Origin of the sequence: Ensifer sp. SSB1 (assembly GCF_016652895.1) — a bacterium.
Taxonomy (GTDB): domain Bacteria; phylum Pseudomonadota; class Alphaproteobacteria; order Rhizobiales; family Rhizobiaceae; genus Ensifer.
The window spans coordinates 1-19,896 of the sequence record NZ_JAEPRP010000140.1; the positions used below are offsets into that span (position 1 = coordinate 1).

The window sequence follows — 19,896 nt, forward strand, 5'->3', positions numbered from 1 at the left end:
CATCCTCTCGCTGTCAGCCTTTCTCGTCGGAGGCGGGATGGCCCATAGCCTGAGTGAAGACGTGCTCAGGAAGAGCGTGCCGATTTCGGTCGAGGCCTTCCTCGCGCTTGGTTTGCCCAGCGTGGTGGCCGGTCTTTCGGCGGTGTTCCTTATCCGTCGGGTTTCTTCGCGCAGTTCGGCCGACGCCGAGAGCGTCGCAGCCTGACCCCTTGTCAGAGCCACCTGCGGACACGTTGGCGATAGGCGTTGTAGGCGTTGCCGAAGGAGCGGGCGAGGTGGGTTTCCTCCCCGCGGATCTGGTAGGAGATCGAGATCCAGGCGGAAAGGGTGAGTGCCACCGACACGACGTTGGGCACCGCCAATACGGTGCCGATCAGCGCGGTGACCATGCCGACATAGATGGGGTTGCGCGAGAAGGCATAGAGGCCCGAGGTGACGAGCGGGGCATCCTGTTGTTCGGGGATCCCGATCTTCCAGGAATGGCGCATCGCCCATTGAGACAGCATCGTCAGCCCGCCGCCAAGCACCATCAGCAAAAGGCCGGCGGCGCGGAGGATGGGGGTGTCGAGTACCGGGATCCGCCCAAGGGTGGCATCGACGGATGCTGGAAGCATCGCGACCGCCAGCAGGTGGATCACCAGTGCCGCAACGATGACGCGGAAAAGCTTGGCCGCAAACCCCTCGGCATCGTCGCCATAGGTCAGCACCACCGGCGAGCGGCCGGATTGCACGCGGCGCAGGCTCGCCAGCGCCAGAGTGAAGAGGCCGACGACAAGCATCAGGATGGCGGGAAGGGTGGTGGACATCGGGACCTCTGGAGCGAGTGGAATGGCGAAAAGACATTTGGCGGGGTCGGTGGCCGTATCTGGCCACCTGTCCACGAAACATTTTCACCACCTTCTGCAATCTCTAGCGGCTAGAGGTTCAAGAGGCCGCCTTGCTCGACTTTCGTCTTGGTTAGCGGATTTTCACTGCGAGGATGACAGGACCACACGCGGCGTACACCTCTTTCTGCGCAACCCGACCCTGAAACGGCACGCGCGCAGCCGTTTGATTGCGATGAGGCTGGTAGCTCTATTCGACGCCAGGCGAATACGCCCGTCTGGCTGCGCGATCGCCTCTTGATGAGGCTGCCGGAAGCACGCATATAGACGCTCGACATGGTTTAGATCGCGGGTGAAGCTTGAAGACCTTTGCTAGAGTTGCGTTTGCTGTCGCATCGCTTTTGCTAATTGTTTCGTGCAGCGAAACCGGTTCATCCCAAACGACCAGGACCAGCGCATCCGCAGTCCAGAAGGTGGAGAAAGCAAAGGCGGCTCCGACGCCAAAAATGAGCCGAAAGCAAAGAGCCGCGGCCGAAGCCGAGGCAAAGGCGCGTGCCGAAGCGCGCAGCCCCCGGCAATGCAAGACCCCCAAGCAGATTTGTGGCTACGGCGCGGGGCCTGCAGGCGAAGAATGCTCGTGCTGGTCGACCACAGGCGCGCCGGACGTTGGTGTAACGGTCAAGTGACGTTCGCCTAAGTCGCGTACATTGCTGCGTTTTCTGCGAGCCAGGACCGTGCGCTGGCCTTAAAGCCCCAGCCAGATCCTCAAGGGATGCGACGGATCGGCGAGCAGCCGGATGGCGAGCGCGATCGAGACGATGACGAGCAGCGGCTTGATGATCTTGGCGCCCTTGGCCATGGCATAGCGTGAGCCGACCTGGGCGCCGAGGAACTGGCCGACGCCCATCATCAGGCCAACCTTCCAGAGGATGGCGCCGAAGAAGAGAAAAACGCCAAACGCGCCGATATTGGAGCCGAAGTTCAGGAACTTCGTGTGCGCGGTCGCCTTCAGCACGCCGAAGCCGGCGAGCGTGACGAAGCCGAGCATGAAGAAGGAGCCGGTGCCAGGCCCGAAGACACCGTCGTAAAAGCCGATCAGCGGCACCAGCGTCAACGTGAAGACGAAGGGCGTGATGCGGCGGTGCTGGTCGACGTCGCCCATGTTCGGCTTCAGGCCAAAATAGAGCGCGATGGCGATCAGCAGGAAGGGAAGCACGGCCTTCAGCACGTCGCCTGGAACGACAGTTGCGAGCAATGCGCCGAACACCGAGCCCAATCCCGACATCAGCGCCATCGGCAACTGTTCTTTCAGGTTCACGTGGCCGCGCCGCGCGTAGGAAAGGCTTGCCGAGCCTGAGCCGAACAGCCCCTGCAGCTTGTTGGTGCCGAGCGTCTGCAGCGGCGGGATGCCGGCGATCAGCATGGCGGGAATGGTGATCATGCCACCGCCGCCGGCGATCGAATCGATGAAGCCGGCGATGAAGGCGGCAACGAACAGGAAGGCGAGCAGGTGGAAGGCGAGGTCTTGCACGGGAGGGACGAGGTCTTGCACGGGAGGGACTCTGGGAGGGAGACTTGAGCTTTGCCGCCTTGTGTCAGAGCCGGACACGATTTGCAAAGCCTTCTGTAGTGGCCCTGCTTGCCCTCACGGTGGCCGCACTTCGAATCTTTCACAGAATCAAAATCTTGTGCTGAGTCGCTGTGTTTTCGGATGGAAACGCTGGCGATCGAGCGGCAGCCGAAGGAGGCCACCGTCGCGATCCACCGGGCAACCGTTCGCCTTCGCCAATCGCGACATGGCGATGGCGCAATCCGGTTTGACCGGTCTCCCGCACTCCGGTAAAAATGACGGATATGCGACGGCGTCCGCTTCGGCGGACTGAAAGAGCGTCCGGTGCGGCCGACCCAGCCAGGGGGCCATCAGCCGGTGCTGTCCAGATCGGCCCGGGACGGATTGTTCCAGCCGGCGCTTCGTTAAGGAGTACCGACGAAGGGGGCCGGCCGCCGATGGCATCGGTTAGGGGATCGAAGCAGTTCCAGCAAAAACGCGCAGCGGATTTGCGTGCCGAACTGCGTGACAATAACGCTGTCGCACAGACGATGAGAGCAGGCACCGGGCTGGTGCTCGGGCTCGGCTGCGAGCGTCGCACGCCGGCCGAAGAGGTGATCGCCCTTGCCGAGCGCGCCCTGGCGGATGCCGGCGCCACCGCCGACGATCTGCGGCTGGTCGCCTCGCTTAATGCCCGCGCCGAAGAACCGGCGATCCTGGCGGCGGCCGACCATTTCTCGGTACCGACTGTGTTCTACGATGCGGCCACGCTCGAAGCCGAAGCCTCCCGGCTCGCCAACCCTTCCGAGATTGTCTTTGCCCACACGGGCTGCCATGGCGTTGCCGAGGGTGCCGCACTCGTCGGCGCCGGAAGCGAAGCGGTGCTGATCGTGCCGAAGATCGTCTCCGCGCATGCGACGGCGGCGCTTGCCGGGCTGGTGAGCTTGCATGCGGAACTGGGCGATCAGGCGGCGGAGGCTGTCTGATGCGCTCTTCTGTTGTTGAATTGAATCAATCTTTTGTCCGGGTTTGCTGTGAAACGGAATCCGGTTCTTTAGAGATCGCGTCAGGTGCACCGTCAGGCGGTGCCGGGATACAGGTAGGGCAGCACGGATGATCGACGACCTCTTTGCCGGATTGCCGGCGCTCGAGAAAGGTTCGGTCTGGCTGGTTGGTGCCGGTCCGGGCGATCCGGGCCTTCTGACGCTGCATGCAGCCAACGCGCTGCGGCAGGCGGATGTGATCGTGCATGATGCGCTGGTCAACGAGGATTGCCTCAAGCTCGCGCGGCCGGGCGCCGTGCTGGAGTTTGCGGGCAAGCGCGGCGGCAAGCCGTCGCCGAAGCAGCGCGACATCTCGCTTCGCCTCGTCGAGCTCGCACGCGCCGGCAACCGGGTGCTGCGGCTGAAGGGCGGCGATCCCTTCGTCTTCGGCCGTGGTGGCGAGGAGGCGCTGACGCTGGTCGAGCACCAGATTCCGTTCCGCATCGTGCCCGGCATCACCGCCGGCATCGGGGGCCTGGCCTATGCCGGCATTCCGGTCACCCACCGCGAGGTCAACCACGCCGTCACATTCCTGACCGGTCATGATTCCTCCGGCCTGGTGCCGGACCGCATCAACTGGCAAGGCATCGCCAGCGGTTCGCCGGTCATCGTCATGTACATGGCGATGAAGCATATCGGTGCGATCACCGCCAACCTGATTGCCGGCGGCCGCTCGCCGGACGAGCCGGTCGCCTTCGTCTGCAACGCCGCGACGCCGGAGCAGGCAGTGCTGGAAACGACGCTTGCGCGCGCCGAGGCCGATGTCGAGGCAGCAGGTCTGGAGCCACCGGCGATCGTCGTCGTCGGGGAGGTCGTCCGGCTGCGTGCAGCGCTCGACTGGATCGGCGCGCTCGACGGGCGCAAGCTTGCGGCCGACCCCTTCGCCAATCGCATTCTCAGGAACCCGGCATGAGCGGACTGCTGATCGCCGCACCGTCGTCCGGCTCCGGCAAGACGACGGTGACGCTGGGGCTGATGCGCGCCTTGAAGAAGCGCGGCGTTGCGATCGCGCCCGGCAAGGCGGGACCTGACTACATCGATCCCGCCTTCCATGCGGCGGCGACCGGCGAACCCTGCTTCAACTACGATCCCTGGGCGATGCGCCCGGAACTTCTGCTTGCCAACGCGTCGCATGCGGCCGCCGGCGGGCGCACCCTGATCGTCGAGGCGATGATGGGGCTTCATGATGGTGCTGCCGACGGCACCGGTTCGCCTGCGGACCTTGCCGCGACGCTGAACCTTGCCGTCATCCTCGTTGTCGATTGCGCCCGCATGTCCCATTCGGTTGCAGCGCTGGTGCGCGGCTATGCGGATCATCGCGACGATATCAGTGTGGTCGGCGTCATCCTCAACAAGGTCGGCAGCGACCGCCACGAGATGATGCTGCGAGATGCGCTGCAGCGGGTCGACATGCCCATTTTCGGCGTGCTCAGGCAGGACAGTGCGCTGCAACTGCCGGAGCGTCATCTCGGCCTCGTGCAGGCGGGCGAACATGGCGCGCTCGAAGGTTTCATCGGGACAGCCGCCGAGCGCGTGGAGGCGAACTGCGACCTCGACGCGATCGGCCGGGCGGCCGAGATCTTTCCGCACCGGCCGGAAACGGAGATCGCGCGCTTCCGTCCGCTGGGGCAGCGCATCGCGATCGCGCGCGATATCGCCTTTGCCTTTTGCTACGAGCACCTGATGTTCGACTGGCAGAAACGCGGCGCCGAGATTTCCTTCTTCTCGCCGCTCGCCGACGAGGCGCCGGATCCGGCAGCCGATGCCGTATATCTGCCTGGTGGCTATCCGGAGTTGCATGCGGGAAGACTCAGCGCCGCCTCCCGCTTCCGCTCCGGCATGCATTCGGCGGCCGAGCGCGGCGCCCGGATCTTTGGCGAATGCGGTGGTTACATGGTGCTCGGCGAAGGGCTTGTCGCCGCTGATGGTGCACGCTACGACATGCTCGGCCTGCTGCCACTCATCACCAGTTTTGCCGAACGCAGGCGGCACCTCGGCTACCGCCGCGTGGTGCCTGTCGACAACGCCTTCTTCGATGGACCCATGACGGCGCACGAATTTCATTATGCGACCATCGTCGCCGAAGGTGCCGCCGACCGGCTGTTTGCGGTGAGCGATGCGGCCGGCGAGGATCTCGGCCGGGCGGGTCTGAGGCGCAGCAACGTAGCCGGCTCCTTCATGCATCTGATCGACATCGCGGGCGCCGCATGAGCGCGCCGATCATTCACGGCGGCGGCATCACCGAAGCCGCAGCGCGCTTTGGCGGCCGGCTTGAAGACTGGCTCGACCTTTCGACCGGCATCAACCCATGCCCCGTTGCCTTGCCCGAAGTGCCCGAGCGCGCCTGGCACCGGCTGCCGGACCGGCAGACGGTGGACGATGCGCGGCTGGCGGCCGCGAAGTATTACCGCACCGAGGGCGTGCAGCCTTGGCCCGTCCCCGGTACGCAGTCAGTGATCCAGTTGCTGCCGCGTCTCCTGCATGAAAACGCCAAGACGCCTGGAAACACACGCGTCGCGATCTTCGGGCCGACCTACGGCGAATATGCCCGCGTGCTGTCGGCCGGAGGCTTTGTCGTCGATCGCGTCGAACATGCCGCCGCGCTCACTGCCGCCCATGGCCTCGTCATCGTGGTGAACCCCAACAACCCGACCGGCCGCGCCTTTGTGCCATCAGAGCTTCTGGCAATCGCCGCAAGTCAGAAGGCGAACGGCGGACTGCTGCTGGTCGACGAGGCCTTCGGCGATCTGCAGCCGGAATTGAGCGTTGCCGGCCATGTGCCGGGGCAGGGCAATCTCATCGTCTTCCGGTCCTTCGGCAAGTTCTTCGGGCTTGCGGGCCTGCGCCTCGGCTTCGTCGTCGCGACGGAGCCGGTGCTTGCGTCCTTTGCCGATTGGCTCGGTCCCTGGGCCGTCTCCGGCCCGGCGCTGACCATCTCCAAAGCGTTGATGCAGGGCGATACGACGGCGATTGCGACCGGTATCCTCGAGCGGCGCGCCGGGCTCGATGCCGCTCTCGATGGGGCAGGGCTCAAGCGCATCGGCGGCACGGGGCTCTTCGTGCTGGTCGAGCATCCGCGGGCGGCTCTGCTGCAGGAGCGCCTCTGCGAAGCCCATATCCTCACGCGCAAGTTCGACTATGCGCCGACCTGGTTGCGGATCGGCCTGGCGCCGGACGCTGCGGGCGACCGGCGGCTGGCGGATACGCTTGCCCGGATGGAGCTCTGAATGTCGGAGACCATCCTTCTCGTTCTCGCACTGGCGCTGGTGATCGATCGCGTCGTCGGTGATCCGGATTGGCTCTGGGCGCGCGTGCCGCATCCGGTCGTGTTCTTCGGCAAGACCATCGGTTTTTTTGACGACAGGCTGAACCGCGAGGATCTGGAGGAAGGCGCCCGCAAATTTCGTGGCGTCGTCACGATCGTGCTGTTGCTTGGCCTCAGCGCCTGGATCGGCCATCTGCTGCATCGCCTGTTCGCCGTCTTCGGTCCTCTCGGCTATCTGCTGGAGGCGGTGCTGGTGGCGGTCTTCCTGGCGCAGAAAAGCCTTGCCGATCACGTGCGTCGCGTGGCCGAAGGCTTGCGGCAGGGCGGGCTCGAAGGCGGGCGGGCCGCCGTTTCGATGATCGTCGGTCGCGATCCGAAGACGCTCAACGAGCCGGCCGTTTGCCGTGCGGCGATCGAAAGCCTCGCCGAGAATTTCTCCGATGGCGTCGTGGCGCCGGCCTTCTGGTACGCGATTGCCGGCCTGCCGGGCCTTCTCGCCTACAAGATGCTGAACACCGCCGATTCGATGATCGGCCACAAGTCGCCGAAATATCTGCAGTTCGGCTGGGCCTCGGCGCGGCTCGACGACCTCGCCAACCTGCCGGCCGCACGGCTTTCGATCCTGCTGATTGCCGCGGGCGCGCTGATCCACCGTGGCGGGCGCGCTGCCAAGGATGCGCTGGTTGCGGCGCTTCGCGATCATGGCCTTCATCGCTCGCCGAATTCCGGCTGGCCGGAAGCGGCCATGGCCGGCGCGCTCGACCTGCAGCTTGCAGGCCCGCGTGTCTATGGCGGTGTCAAGGTCAGCGAGCCGATGATCAACGGTCCGGGTCGCACTGTTGCCGGTAGCGAAGACATCGATGCCGGCATCGCGGTATTCTATGGCGCCTGCACGGTGATGACCGTTTTTGTTCTTGTCGTCGCGATGATTTGATCGTTTCGGCGGCGCCGGTCTTGCGAAACCGAGTTTCGCGTTAAGACTTTGCTTTCCATATGTATTAAGATTGCTTCATACTCAGCCGGTTATTCTCTTCGGACGTCTCGTTCCACCGGAAAGTGTTTTTCATCCCGGAGAGAGAAGTATGCGGAATGCGTTTTTGACTGTGCTCGTCGCCGCGTTGATGCAATTTTCCGCTCAGCCGGCCAACGCCGCCAATCTCATTGCCGACATCAGCCTGTCCTCGCAGACCATGACCGTGACGCAGAACGGCATCGTCATGTATCGCTGGAAGGTTTCGACCGCCCGCAAGGGCTATGTCACGCCGCGTGGCAACTGGCAGGCAAAGTGGCTGTCGCGCTACCATCGGTCGAGCAAATACGACGACGCGCCGATGCCCTATGCCGTCTTCTTCAATGGCGGCTATGCGATTCACGCCACCTATGACATCAAGCGGCTTGGACGCCCGGCGTCGCACGGCTGCGTACGGCTGCACCCGAACAATGCCGCAGAGTTCTTCGCGCTCGCGCAGGAATATGGGCTGGCGAATACCCGCATCGTCATCACACGCTGACGTCCGGACTGCTGACGAATCCCCGTTTCTCCTCTCGTTGACGGGCCTGACCCGTCATCCGCCTGCCGGCACCTTCTTCCCGCGGGCGGGGAGAAGGGACGTCGGGGCAGCGCTCGTGCTCACCGTTTGGCCGCTCAAGAGCGTGCCGCAGACGACATTGGTGCGGTCGTCCTCGTTCCCTTTCCCCGCATGCGGGGAGAGGGAAAGGGTGAGGGACAGTCCTGCCAGCAGATGAGAGGAAATCTACGTGATCTGTTAAGGCCGTGGCCCGCTTGTCAGCTCACTCGGCTCAGTCGATCCCGGCCACATGCATCAGCCGCTCGAGGCTCGGCACGGTGACATGGCGGCTGTTTTCGATGCGGATGACGTTTTCCTTGCGCAGCTTGGTGATCTGCCGGCTGACGGTTTCGATCGTCAGGCCGAGATAGTCGGCGATGTCGGCGCGGGAAAGCGGCAGGTCGAATTCGTTCGCGGTGCCCTCTTCCGGGTGGATATGGGTGGCGATGATGTAGAGGAAGCTCGCCACCTTCTCCTGGGCCGTCTTGCGGCCGAGCGTCAGCATCCAGTCGCGCGCCTCGTCGAGCTCCTTCAGCGCCTGCTCGTGCAGCCGGTGTTCGAGGTTCGGCGCCTCGGAAACGAGCCGCTCGATGACGTTGCGCGGGAAGCAGCAGATGTCGGTGTCCACAGCCGCTTCCGCCGTCAGCGCGCTTTCGCGGGTGAAGGGGCGGCCCATGAAATCGGGGGCAAACTGCAGGCCGACGATCTGCTGGCGGCCGTCGTGGAGCACCTTGCTGAGCTTGACGACGCCCGAGATGATGTTGGCGTAGCTGTCGGTCGTCTCACCCTGGCCGACGACTTCGCGGCCCGGCTCGATGCTGCGGCGAGTCGAGTGGCGGCTGAGGTCGAGAAGCTGATCCGGGGTGAGCGTCCCGCATACGCCGCCATGACGAGCCTCGCAGGCTGCGCAGACGGCCGGAATGTCCGAGTTATGGATATCCTTGCGGCGATGTTCGTTCACGATCTGCAATTCTTTCTACCTGCATGTCGATGCTCTCTGGAATGACCAAAGAGGATGCTGGTCGTTAAATCAAGAGTTGACAGGTGCTAATTTCGAAAGCGCGAAACAATGTCTCACGTTGAATTGCGCATTGTCAATTTTAACGTGTTAATTCGGCAACTTGATCAAAATCAAAGGCACCCTTGTCCATCCGTCCTATGCCAACTTCATGACAGTGGAGAGACCGATGGAAGACGCGCTCATCCTCAAGCATGCAGGCCCAGTGCCGCGCTACACCAGTTACCCGACCGCCCCGCATTTCTCCGAGACGGTGGGCTCTGCGGACTATGAAAGCTGGCTCGGAACGGTCGGCCCCGACGAGGCGATCTCGCTCTATGCCCATATTCCCTATTGCGACCGGCTCTGTTGGTTCTGTGCCTGCCACACCAAGCAGACGCTGCGCTACGATCCGGTCGCGACCTATCTCAAGGGACTGCATCGCGAAGTTGCAGAAATTGGCGGGCGGGTGAGCCGCGAGGCCAGGGTCACGGCGCTGCATTTCGGCGGCGGTTCACCCACGCTCGTCCGGCCGGACGACATGGTCGCGCTCAAGCGCGCCTTCACCGAGAATTTCACTTTTGCGTCCGATTGCGAGATCAGCGTGGAGATGGATCCGAACGACCTCGACGAGGCACGCTACGATGCGCTTGCGGCGATCGGCATGACGCGGGCGAGCTTCGGCATCCAGGATTTCGATCCGGTGGTGCAAAGGGCGATCAACCGCATCCAGACCTATGAGCAGACCCGCGGCGCGATCGAGGCGGCGCGGGCGAGGGGTGTGCACTCGGTCAACTGCGATGTTCTCTACGGCTTGCCCTACCAGAGCCTGCAGTCGCTGGAGCGCACCATGGAGGCGGTGCTGACGCTTGCCCCCGATCGCGTCGCGCTCTTCGGCTATGCGCATGTGCCGTGGATGAAGACGCACCAGAAGATGATCCCTGACGAAAGCCTGCCCGGCATCGTCGAGCGCTTCGCCCAGATGACCCGGGCTTCCGAAATGCTGCTGGCGGCCGGATACGAGGCAATCGGCATTGACCACTTCGCAAAGCCTGAGGACAGCCTGGCGCGGGCCAGCCGGGAAGGGAAGCTCCGCCGCAATTTCCAGGGCTATACGGATGACGCCGCCGAGACGCTGATCGGTCTTGGCGCCTCGGCGATCGGCCAGTTTCGACAAGGTTATGTCCAGAACATGCCGGCAACCGGCGAATATCTGCGCCATGTGGAGAGCACGGGGTTGGCGGCCGTTCGCGGCTACCATTTCACGCCGGACGACCGGCTGAGAGCAAAAGTGATCGCCGACATCATGTGTCGCTTCGCCTTCTCCTTCGACGAGGTCGAGCAGGCATTTCCGGGGTTGGCCGCCGTCGTGATCGAGGAAGCGCGGCTCTATCGGGCGCGCGATGCCGATGGTCTGACGACGATCGAAAACGGCACCTTCCGCCTGACCGAACGCGGACGGCCCTTTGCCCGCTCGGTGGCGGCCGCCTTCGACGCCTATCTCGGCAATGGCCGCGGCCGGCATTCGGTGGCTGTTTGAGCGGCTGAGGCCTCTATGCGAACAGCGGCGCGCGGCGCTCTGGCAACACCGATTTCAATTCGCAAGCTGTTGCAATCAAGGCCATTGGCTTTTGCAACGCATTTACCTATAGGATCGCCGAGACTCGACATAAGAATAAAGAGGTATGCGCGTGACAGCTACATTCGACAAGGTTGCCGACATCATTGCGGAAACGAGCGAGATCGATCGCGAGACGATCACGCCGGAAAGCCACACGATCGACGATCTCGGCATCGACAGCCTGGACTTCCTCGACATCGTGTTTGCGATCGACAAGGAATTCGGCATCAAGATCCCGCTCGAGCAGTGGACGCAGGAAGTCAACGAAGGCAAGGTTTCGACCGAAGAATACTTCGTTCTGAAGAACCTCTGCGCCAAGATCGACGAACTGCGGGCAGCCAAGGGCTGATCGGGCTTTCGCCCGAGCCTTGCTACTCGATTTCCAATGCCGCCCGTCGCGCCCCGCGCTTGACAGGCGGCATTGGCGTTTTTACTTGAGCCCGAAACGAACGGCCCGAAAACGAACAGGGTGAGCCTCAATGCTCCTTGAATACTTCCAGATGATCGATCGTGTCGAAACGGTCGATCTTTCGGCTGGCCGGCTGACGGCGCGCTCCGTGGTGCCCGAGAAGAGCCCGGTATTCGAAGGCCATTTCCCAGGCTATCCGCTGGTTCCGGGCGTGCTTCTGATCGAAACAATGGCGCAGGCTTCCGGTTTCCTGGTGCTGGCCGCCACCAATTTTGCAGCCATGCCCTTCCTGATGTCGGTCGACGGCGCCAAGATGCGAACCTTCGTCGAGCCCTCGGCCGAACTCGAGATCGAGGCTTTCCTCGAACATGAGGGTTCGGGCTTTGCCGTGACCAAGGCGAAGATCACCTCGGCCGGCAAGAAGGTCTGCGATGCCCAGCTGAAACTGAGAACGATGCCGTTCGATCAGGTTCCGCTCGGCGATATCGTGCGCAAGCGGGCCGAGGAACTGGGCCTGATGGCGGCTCTTTCGGCGGCAGCCGGTTCGGAGAAGTAAGATGAGCAAATCCGCAAACGACGTTGTCATTACCGGCGTCGGTATCGTCACCAGCCAGGGCGTCGGCGTCGAGCCGCATCTGGCGCTGCTTACCGCCGGCACGTCGCCGGCCGTGCGCGTCGAGACCGAGAAGTTCAGCCCCTATCCGGTGCATCCGTTGCCGGAGATCGACTGGTCGCAGCAGATCGCCAAGCGTGGCGACCAGCGCCAGATGGAAAACTGGCAGCGTCTCGGCGTTTTTTCCGCGGGCCTGGCGCTCGACGATGCCGGTCTCAAGGACAATCTCGAAGCCTGCGGCAGCATGGACATGATCGTCGCCGCCGGTGGCGGCGAGCGCGACATCAATGTCGACTCGCTGATCGTCGACGAAGCGCTGAAGCGAAACGACCGCGAACAGTTGCTGAATGAAAAGCTGACGACCGAATTGCGCCCGACGTTGTTTCTCGCCCAGCTTTCCAACCTGCTCGCCGGCAACATCTCGATCGTGCACAAGGTCACCGGTTCGTCGCGCACCTTCATGGGCGAGGAAGCGGCCGGCATCTCGGCGATCGAAACCGCCTTTGCCCGGATCAAGGCCGGCCAGTCGACGCATACGCTCGTCGGCGGCGCCTTCTCGGCAGAGCGTCTCGACATCATCCTCCTGATCGAAGCCATCCAGGGCCATGCGCTCGGCGACTGGCACCCGATCTGGTCGCGCAGCAAGGATAGTGGCGGCGGCATGATCCTCGGTTCGGTCGGCGCCTTCCTGGTGCTGGAATCGCGCGAATATGCCGAAGCCCGCGGCGCCCGCATCTATGCCTCGATCGACGCGATCGGCGGCGACCGCGGCGCTCGCGATGGCGGCAAGCTGGAAGCCCGCCTTGAAAACCTCGCAAAACCTGCGGAAAAGCTCGACCCGACCTCGACCATCGTGTTCTCCGGTACCTCCGGTTTCCATGACCTCGTGGCACGCGAAAGGGCGTTCCTCGAGGCGAAGCTGGCCGGTGCGCCGGTGCGCGCCTATGGCGGCCTGGTCGGGCACAGCATCGAGGCACAGTTCCCGCTGGGCCTGGCGCTTGCGGCTCTGTCGCTGGGTGAGGGCGCCAAGGTGCCGGCTTTCGATGCCGGTGCTGAAAAGCCGATGACGGCAGCGGCCAAGGCTGCGGTGGTGACCACCGTCGGCCATTCGCGCGGCGAAGGCGTCGCCGTGCTTTCGGCGGAATAACAGGAGCGGACCATGAGCAACGCTTACAAGGATCACCTCGGCCGTCCGATCATCGCCGTCACCGGCATGGGCGTCATCACCTCGCTCGGCCAGGGCGTCGAAGACAATTGGGCAGCGCTTTCGGGCGGCGTCTCGGGCATCCACAAGATCACCCGTTTCCCGACGGAGGGTCTGAACACCCGCATTTCCGGCATGGTCGATTTCATCGACATCCCCGCCGCCAACTCCGTCGAGCGTTCCTATGCCATGGCGCGCGAAACAACGCTGGAGGCCTTGGCGCAGGCCGGAATCTCCGGCGATTTCAACGGCCCCTTGTTCCTGGCTGCCCCGCCGGTTGAGCCGGAATGGAGCGCTCGCTTCGAGCTCGCCGATCGTTCGCCGCCCTCGGAACAGCCGGGCGATGCCTATAACCGCTTCCTCGCCGCGATGCGTCAGAAGGCCGATCCCGTGTTTCATGAGGCCGTGCTCTTCGGCTCGATCTCGGAACGCCTTGCCGATCGCTTCGGCACGCGCGGCCTGCCGGTGACGCTGTCGACTGCTTGTGCATCGGGCGCGACCGCGATCCAGCTCGGCGTCGAGGCGATCCGCCAGGGCCGCACCGAGCGCGCGCTGACGGTTGCGACCGACGGCTCGGTCAGCGCCGAGGCCCTGATCCGCTTTGCGCTGCTTTCGGCGCTCTCCACCCAGAACGACCCGCCGGAGAAGGCATCCAAGCCATTCACCAAGGATCGCGACGGTTTCGTGATTGCCGAAGGTGCAGCGACGCTGGTGCTCGAATCGCTGGAAGCAGCCGTTGCTCGTGGCGCCCGCGTCTACGGCATCCTGAAGGGTTGCGGCGAGAAGGCCGATCTCTTCCACCGCACGCGCTCGTCTCCAGACGGTGGCCCGGCGATCGCGACGATCCGCGCCGCGCTTGCCGACGCCGGCATCGATGAAACGGGTATCGGCTACATCAACGCCCACGGCACCTCGACGCCCGAGAACGACAAGATGGAATACCTGTCGATGTCGGCTGTCTTCGGCGACCGCCTGCCGTCGATCCCGGTCTCGTCCAACAAGTCGATGATCGGCCACACGCTGACGGCGGCAGGAGCCGTCGAGGCGGTGTTCTCGATCCAGACGATGCTGACCGGCACGCTGCCGCCGACGATCAACTACCAGAATCCCGATCCGGCGATCGTGCTCGACGTGGTGCCGAACGTGAAGCGCAGCCAGCAGGTGACTGCGGTGCTGTCGAACTCCTTCGGCTTCGGCGGTCAGAACGCCAGCCTGGTGATGATGGCCGAGCCGGTCTGAGCCGGAGATCGGTCGAGCGAAATACCCCCTCGGGCCTGCCGGCCATCTCCCCCACAAGGGGGAGATCGACGCGCGGTCGGCCGATCGCTTCAATAGCAAGGCTCGCACCAGGAGCTTTTATTGAAGGGCAAGGGGGTGCCACATCCAAATCTCCCGTGGGGGAGATGCCCGGCAGGGCAGAGGGGGTACAGCGCCACCCTCTGTAGAATGGCGACATGTCCACAAGACGTGTATATGCCGCCTGTCGATCTGAACATTTAAAGGAAGAACCATGCGCGCCCTGCAACTGCTCGATGACCGCAAGCTTGAAATCACCGACATTCCGGAACCGGAAGCGCCCGGCCCGGGTGAGGTGACGCTGCGCGTCAAGGCAGTGGCACTCAACCATATCGACGTCTGGGGCTGGCGCGGCATGGCTTTTGCCAAGCGCAAGATGCCGCTCGTCATCGGTGCTGAGGCATCGGGTGTCGTTGACAGCATCGGCCCGGGCGTTTCGAGCGTGCTGCCGGGGCAGCTGGTCTCGATCTACGGCGCGCGCACCTGCGGCCTCTGCCGCCCATGCAAGGAAGGCCGCGACAATCTCTGCGAACATGTCGGCGGCGTTCACGGATTCCACCTCGACGGATTCGCGCAGGAGAAGATCAACCTGCCGGCGCGCCTGCTGGTACCGGCCCCTCCGGGTGTCGATGCGGTTGCAGCAGCCCTTGCTCCGGTCACCTTCGGTACCGTCGAGCACATGCTCTTCGACAATGCCAAGCTCGAGCCCGGCGAAACCATTCTCGTTCATGCCGGCGGGTCCGGCATCGGTTCGGCGGCGATCCAGCTTGCCAAGAAGATCGGTTGCACCGTGATCACGACCGTCGGCTCGGATGACAAGATCGAGAAGGCGAAGGCGCTCGGCGCCGATCACGTCATCAACTACCGCACCGACCGCTTCGAGGGCGTGGTGCGGAAGCTCACCAAGAAGAAGGGCGTCGACGTCGTGTTCGAACACGTCGGCAAGGACACCTGGGCGGGCTCGATGCTCTGCATGAAGCGTGGCGGCCGTCTCGTCACCTGCGGCTCCACCTCGGGCGTTTCCACCGACATGAACCTGATGATGCTGTTCCAGCAGCAGCTGAAGCTGCTCGGCTCCTTCGGCTGCCGCATGGAGAACATGGCGAATGCCATGCAGAAGATGGCCCGCGGCCTCGTTCATCCGGTTATCGACACTGAAATCAGCCTCGATCAGATCGACCGGGCGCTGGAGCGTATGGAATCGCGCCAGATCTTCGGCAAGATCATCCTGAAGATGGATTGATCGACGTGCGCATGCTGATCACACGGCTGGTCCTGGCGGCGGATCGTTTCCGCCAGTGGCTGATCGCGCAGTTCGTGTTCCTGCTACTGACGATCCTGAAGATGTTCCCGGCCGATGGCGCGATCAACTTCATGGATCGCGCGGTGCGCTTCATCGGCCCGAGGACCGGCCGCCACAAGCTGACGCTGACCAATCTGCGCAACGCTTTTCCGGAGAAGAGCGAGGCCCAGATCGAGGCGATCGCGCTCGAAAGCTGGGGCAACATGGGCCGCATGGCGGCCGAATACGTGTTTCTCGACCGTCTGTTCGATTTCGATCCGGAGCGCACGACGCCCGGTCGGATCGAAGTGTCGGGCATTCCCCTGTTCCTGGAACTCCGAGACAATCCGCGTCCCTTCATCGTCTTCACGGCGCATAGCGGCAACTTCGAGATGCTGCCTGTTGCAGGCTCCGCCTTCGGTCTCGACGTGACGGTGCTCTTCCGGCCGCCGAACAATCCGTATGTGGCGGAAAAGGTGTTCAAGTTCCGCGAGGAGCGCATGGGCAACCTCGTGCCGTCCCATGCGGGCTCCTCCTTCGCGCTCGCCCGCCAGCTCGAGCGCGGCCAAGGCGTTGGGGTTCTCGTCGATCAGAAGTTCCGCAAGGGACTGAAGACCAAGTTCTTCGGCCAGGACGTGCAGACCAATCCGCTGCTCGCCAAGCTCGTGCGTCAGTTCAACTGCGAGGTCTATCCGGCCCGCTGCATCCGTCTGCCGGGCGGGCGTTTCCGGCTGGAAATCGAGCCGGCGATCACCATTCCGCGCAAGCCGGATGGCAATGTCGACGTCACCGCCACGGCGCAGGTGCTGAACGACAAGGTGGAAAGCTGGGTGCGCGAATATCCCGGTCAGTGGCTCTGGTACCACGACCGCTGGCACATCAAGCGCTATCTCAAGGATTGATTCCCTTCGCCGCGAACGATCGCGCTCGAGCTTCTTTCCGCGGAGCTTGATAATTCCGGACGCGTGGTGGATACCGCCCTCGGCGGTCTCCACGCTTCTGCCCATTTGCGGCAGCACATGCCGGTTTGTCCCGAAAATGCTTCAAAAGGTTAAGTTTTTCTTTCTGCTGTTGAACGCTAACGCAATGAGTGTAAACTCTTCGTTGTCTTTCAGCGGGGAAGACTGCAAGCGCTTTGGGTGGCCGGAGCGGTGTGGTTTTGCACGGAAGGGGTGGGGAAACGCCAAAAACTAGGTCAGTGTCTGCAGCATGACGCCTATTTTGTAAGTGCATCGAAGCGGCTCTGCCGTGGGGGAATTGGGGTTTCGAATTGAACGCACTGATTGAGCTGTTCTGGTTCAAGTATTCGCAGCTGCAGTATGCCGTACGTACGGCAGACGAGCATTTGATCAGCATTCTGGATCGCGAATTGGATCCGATCCTTCGTTCCGTCTACGACGAGAAGGCGGTGAGCGTCGAAGACGCCCGACTTCAGTTCCAGTTTCTGATCGACATCCTGCGCGTCGAGGCCGACGACATCTCCTGCGTGCTCCGGCACTCGCAATTGCTGCAATCGCTGATCAACCGCTATTTCGCCGCGACCGGCGCGGAGAAGTTCGCCGACCTGCAGCTTGAGCGCCTGCCGGCGCAGCCGAGCAAGGGCAGGGCGGATGAAGGGCTCCTCAACGAGGCCATCCTCGACAGCTTCCCGGATCGGATCGCGGTGATCACGCCCGACTACCGCTACCTCTATACCAACCCGCTCAACGCCAACCATCTGGCGAGCCGCCCGATGGATTTGATCGGCCGGCACATCGTCGAGTTCATCGGCATCCAGCGCTTCGAACAGCGGGTGAAGTCCTATCTCGATCGTTGTTTTGCCGGCGAGGTGGTCGACTACACCTTCGCCAAGACCGTCGATGCGCGCACGGTCGTCGTGCGCTGCCGGCTGACGCCGTGCACGTCGAGCAATGGCAAGCTCATCGGTGCGATCCTGGTGATCCAGGAACATGCCGACCGTCGCCGCGCGATCGCGGCCTGAGGCTCAACCCTGCGGCACCAAGCCAAACGATTCCCTGAACGACAACGCGCGACCGGAATACGATCGCGCGTCATTCTGCCTTTGCCATCCGGCCCAGCCTATAGCGCCTTCACCCGGCCGGTGCGGTGATGCTGCGCAGACATTCCTGCTCGAAGCCGACATGTCGGCGCAGGCTGGTAAAGAAGCCGCGCAGCATGTAGCCGGCGGTCTCGGCATTGACCGTCTGGTCGGCGGCGCCGAGGCGCTCCAGCATTTCCGTCAGTTCTTCGGCAAAGCACTCGTCTTCGCAATGCTCGTATTTCAGCCGCTCCAGCGTCGAGCCGATCGTCGGATCGCTGCGGAAGGTGCGCTCGATCCACGGAAAGACCAGGCTTTCCTCGCCGGAATGCATCTCGCGGATCATCGGTCCGAGGACCTTTGCTGCGTAGACGCACTTCTGTCGGTCGATCTCGGCGGGCAGACTGTCGGCGATTTCCTCGAGGCTGTTGCAGAGCGCAAGTTGTTCTTCATGTGCGCGGGCGAGCCATGCGAAGGGCTCGGCCATCGGGATGGGGCGGGGAGGCGGCTCTGGCCGGCTCCGGATTCGTCCATCCTCGAATGTCTTTTTCATCGGCTTCAGACGCCAGCTCCCATGGCGCTCCCTATTGTTTGCCGAGGATGATGCATTCGAGGTGCTCTAGCCTTGATCTGAATCAAGGCCAGGCTGCCCCGATTCTGACACTTTCCGGCAAGCTGCAGTGGCGTGCCTCGTTCAGGGCGCGTCGCCGCGTGCGTTCGGACCAAGTTGGGGACCCAACCATGAAATACACATTCGAGATGATCCTGCTCGGGGTCGGTGCTTTCCTGGCGCTTGTCGGCGCCGGGTTTGCGCAGGACCGGCACTTTGAAGCCCATATGTGGGTGCTGTTCTTCGTGCTCCTCGCCGGCACCATCCTGCTGATGCGACGCATCGAGTTCAGCCCGGTTTCCGCGGGCAGGACGCCACCACCACCGCCGCAGTCGGAATATTTCGACGACGTGGTCAAGTATGGCGTGATCGCCACCGTCTTCTGGGGCGTCGTCGGCTTTCTCGTGGGCGTCGTGGTTGCGCTCCAGCTCGCCTTTCCGGACCTCAATATCGAGCCCTGGTTCAACTTCGGCCGCATGCGGCCGCTGCACACCTCGGCCGTGATCTTCGCCTTCGGCGGTAACGCGCTGATCGCGACGTCCTTCTACATCGTTCAGCGCACCAGCCGCGCGCGTCTGTTCGGCGGCAATCTCGGCTGGTTCGTGTTCTGGGGCTACCAGCTCTTCATCATCATGGCGGCCACCGGCTACCTGCTCGGCATCACCCAGTCGAAGGAGTATGCGGAGCCGGAATGGTATGTCGACCTGTGGCTGACGATCGTCTGGGTCGCCTATCTCATCGCCTTCCTCGGCACGCTTCTGACGCGCAAGGAGCCGCATATCTATGTGGCCAACTGGTTCTACCTCGCCTTCATCGTCACCATCGCGATGCTGCACATCGTCAACAACCTGGCGGTTCCCGTCTCCTTCCTCGGCTCGAAGAGCTACTCGGCCTTTGCCGGGGTGCAGGACGCGCTGACACAATGGTGGTACGGGCATAACGCCGTCGGCTTCTTCCTGACGGCCGGCTTCCTCGGCATGATGTATTACTTCATCCCGAAGCAGGCCAACCGCCCGGTCTACTCCTACCGCCTGTCGATCATCCACTTCTGGTCGCTGATCTTCATGTACATCTGGGCGGGTCCGCACCACCTGCACTATACGGCGCTGCCCGACTGGGCGCAGACGCTCGGCATGGTCTTCTCGGTCATGCTGTGGATGCCCTCCTGGGGCGGCATGATCAACGGTCTGATGACGCTTTCGGGCGCTTGGGACAAGATCCGCACCGACCCGATCATCCGCATGATGGTCATGGCCGTTGCCTTCTACGGCATGGCGACCTTCGAAGGTCCGATGATGTCGATCAAGACGGTCAATTCGCTCAGCCACTACACCGACTGGACCATCGGCCACGTGCATTCCGGTGCGCTCGGCTGGAACGGTCTCATCACCTTCGGCGCGATCTACTATCTCGTTCCGAAGCTGTGGAACCGTGAGCGTCTCTACAGCGTGCGCATGGTCAACTGGCACTTCTGGCTCGCCACCCTCGGCATCGTCGTCTACGCGGCGGTCATGTGGGTTGCCGGCATCCAGCAGGGCCTGATGTGGCGCGAGTACGACGACCAGGGCTTCCTCGTC

Annotated in this window: 20 protein-coding genes; 16 read left to right on the plus strand and 4 right to left on the minus strand. The window is 63.2% G+C overall.

Annotated features, from left to right (window positions below; translation table 11 throughout):
* Positions 1-205, plus strand: a 205-nt coding sequence (locus I8N66_RS27395) for a hypothetical protein (RefSeq protein ID WP_291160595.1), incomplete at its 5' end; no start/stop codon positions are given.
* A gap of 7 nt (positions 206-212) precedes the next feature.
* On the opposite strand, the gene I8N66_RS27400 is transcribed toward I8N66_RS27395, so the two are convergent.
* A complete protein-coding gene (locus I8N66_RS27400; protein ID WP_291160598.1) occupies positions 213-806 on the minus strand; it encodes an isoprenylcysteine carboxylmethyltransferase family protein in 594 nt (197 codons plus the stop codon).
* Between the two features lie 763 nt (positions 807-1,569).
* Positions 1,570-2,355 (minus strand): TSUP family transporter, encoded by a 786-nt coding sequence (locus I8N66_RS27405; protein WP_113539331.1) that lies wholly within the window; start codon positions 2,353-2,355, stop codon positions 1,570-1,572.
* 569 nt (positions 2,356-2,924) lie between these two features.
* Here I8N66_RS27405 and I8N66_RS27410 point away from each other — a divergent pair.
* The 6 genes from I8N66_RS27410 to I8N66_RS27435 all read left to right on the plus strand — a co-directional run bounded on the left by I8N66_RS27410 (position 2,925) and on the right by I8N66_RS27435 (position 8,192).
* Complete coding sequence (locus I8N66_RS27410; RefSeq protein WP_291160644.1) at positions 2,925-3,359, plus strand: cobalamin biosynthesis protein; 435 nt, start codon at positions 2,925-2,927, stop codon at positions 3,357-3,359.
* A 127-nt stretch (positions 3,360-3,486) separates the two neighbouring features.
* Entirely contained in the window at positions 3,487-4,329 is an 843-nt protein-coding gene (gene cobA, locus I8N66_RS27415; protein WP_291160604.1) for a uroporphyrinogen-III C-methyltransferase, read from the plus strand.
* Positions 4,326-5,627, plus strand: a complete 1,302-nt coding sequence (locus I8N66_RS27420) for a cobyrinate a,c-diamide synthase (RefSeq protein WP_291160607.1) — start codon at positions 4,326-4,328, stop codon at positions 5,625-5,627. Before cobA ends, I8N66_RS27420 begins: the two co-directional genes overlap by 4 nt.
* Positions 5,624-6,643: a threonine-phosphate decarboxylase CobD gene (cobD, locus tag I8N66_RS27425; protein WP_291160610.1), complete on the plus strand. Its 1,020-nt coding sequence runs from the start codon at positions 5,624-5,626 to the stop codon at positions 6,641-6,643. The genes I8N66_RS27420 and cobD overlap by 4 nt, the downstream gene beginning before the upstream one ends.
* On the plus strand, positions 6,644-7,615 hold the full coding sequence (cbiB, locus tag I8N66_RS27430; RefSeq protein ID WP_291160613.1) for an adenosylcobinamide-phosphate synthase CbiB: 972 nt from the start codon (positions 6,644-6,646) through the stop codon (positions 7,613-7,615).
* Between the two features lie 148 nt (positions 7,616-7,763).
* The gene (locus tag I8N66_RS27435; RefSeq protein ID WP_291160615.1) at positions 7,764-8,192 is read left to right on the plus strand and encodes a L,D-transpeptidase; all 429 of its coding nucleotides are present in this window, start codon (positions 7,764-7,766) and stop codon (positions 8,190-8,192) included.
* Positions 8,193-8,481: 289 nt separating this feature from the next.
* Here the strand turns inward: I8N66_RS27435 and I8N66_RS27440 are convergent, their stop codons facing one another.
* Complete coding sequence (locus I8N66_RS27440; RefSeq protein WP_291160618.1) at positions 8,482-9,219, minus strand: Crp/Fnr family transcriptional regulator; 738 nt, start codon at positions 9,217-9,219, stop codon at positions 8,482-8,484.
* A 217-nt stretch (positions 9,220-9,436) separates the two neighbouring features.
* Here I8N66_RS27440 and hemN point away from each other — a divergent pair, with 217 nt between their 5' ends.
* The 8 genes from hemN to I8N66_RS27480 all read left to right on the plus strand — a co-directional run bounded on the left by hemN (position 9,437) and on the right by I8N66_RS27480 (position 17,652).
* A complete protein-coding gene (hemN, locus tag I8N66_RS27445) occupies positions 9,437-10,786 on the plus strand; it encodes an oxygen-independent coproporphyrinogen III oxidase (RefSeq protein WP_291160621.1) in 1,350 nt (449 codons plus the stop codon).
* Between the two features lie 145 nt (positions 10,787-10,931).
* Positions 10,932-11,216: an acyl carrier protein gene (locus I8N66_RS27450; RefSeq protein WP_089044188.1), complete on the plus strand. Its 285-nt coding sequence runs from the start codon at positions 10,932-10,934 to the stop codon at positions 11,214-11,216.
* 130 nt (positions 11,217-11,346) lie between these two features.
* A complete protein-coding gene (locus I8N66_RS27455; protein WP_291160627.1) occupies positions 11,347-11,832 on the plus strand; it encodes a 3-hydroxyacyl-ACP dehydratase FabZ family protein in 486 nt (161 codons plus the stop codon).
* Position 11,833: 1 nt separating this feature from the next.
* The gene (locus I8N66_RS27460) at positions 11,834-13,036 is read left to right on the plus strand and encodes a beta-ketoacyl-ACP synthase (RefSeq protein WP_291160630.1); all 1,203 of its coding nucleotides are present in this window, start codon (positions 11,834-11,836) and stop codon (positions 13,034-13,036) included.
* Between the two features lie 12 nt (positions 13,037-13,048).
* On the plus strand, positions 13,049-14,332 hold the full coding sequence (locus I8N66_RS27465; RefSeq protein ID WP_291160633.1) for a beta-ketoacyl-ACP synthase: 1,284 nt from the start codon (positions 13,049-13,051) through the stop codon (positions 14,330-14,332).
* A gap of 271 nt (positions 14,333-14,603) precedes the next feature.
* Complete coding sequence (locus I8N66_RS27470) at positions 14,604-15,632, plus strand: zinc-binding dehydrogenase (protein ID WP_065376515.1); 1,029 nt, start codon at positions 14,604-14,606, stop codon at positions 15,630-15,632.
* Between the two features lie 11 nt (positions 15,633-15,643).
* Positions 15,644-16,573, plus strand: coding sequence for a lipid A biosynthesis lauroyl acyltransferase (locus I8N66_RS27475; RefSeq protein ID WP_113539442.1), 930 nt, complete (start codon positions 15,644-15,646; stop codon positions 16,571-16,573).
* Positions 16,574-16,941: 368 nt separating this feature from the next.
* Positions 16,942-17,652, plus strand: a complete 711-nt coding sequence (locus tag I8N66_RS27480) for a PAS domain-containing protein (protein WP_113539343.1) — start codon at positions 16,942-16,944, stop codon at positions 17,650-17,652.
* A gap of 109 nt (positions 17,653-17,761) precedes the next feature.
* Here I8N66_RS27480 and I8N66_RS27485 read toward each other — a convergent pair whose 3' ends face one another.
* Complete coding sequence (locus I8N66_RS27485) at positions 17,762-18,262, minus strand: hemerythrin domain-containing protein (RefSeq protein WP_113539344.1); 501 nt, start codon at positions 18,260-18,262, stop codon at positions 17,762-17,764.
* Positions 18,263-18,450: 188 nt separating this feature from the next.
* On the opposite strand from I8N66_RS27485, the gene ccoN reads away from it, so the two are divergent.
* The coding region (ccoN, locus tag I8N66_RS27490) for a cytochrome-c oxidase, cbb3-type subunit I (protein WP_291160641.1) at positions 18,451-19,896 on the plus strand (1,446 nt) is incomplete at its 3' end.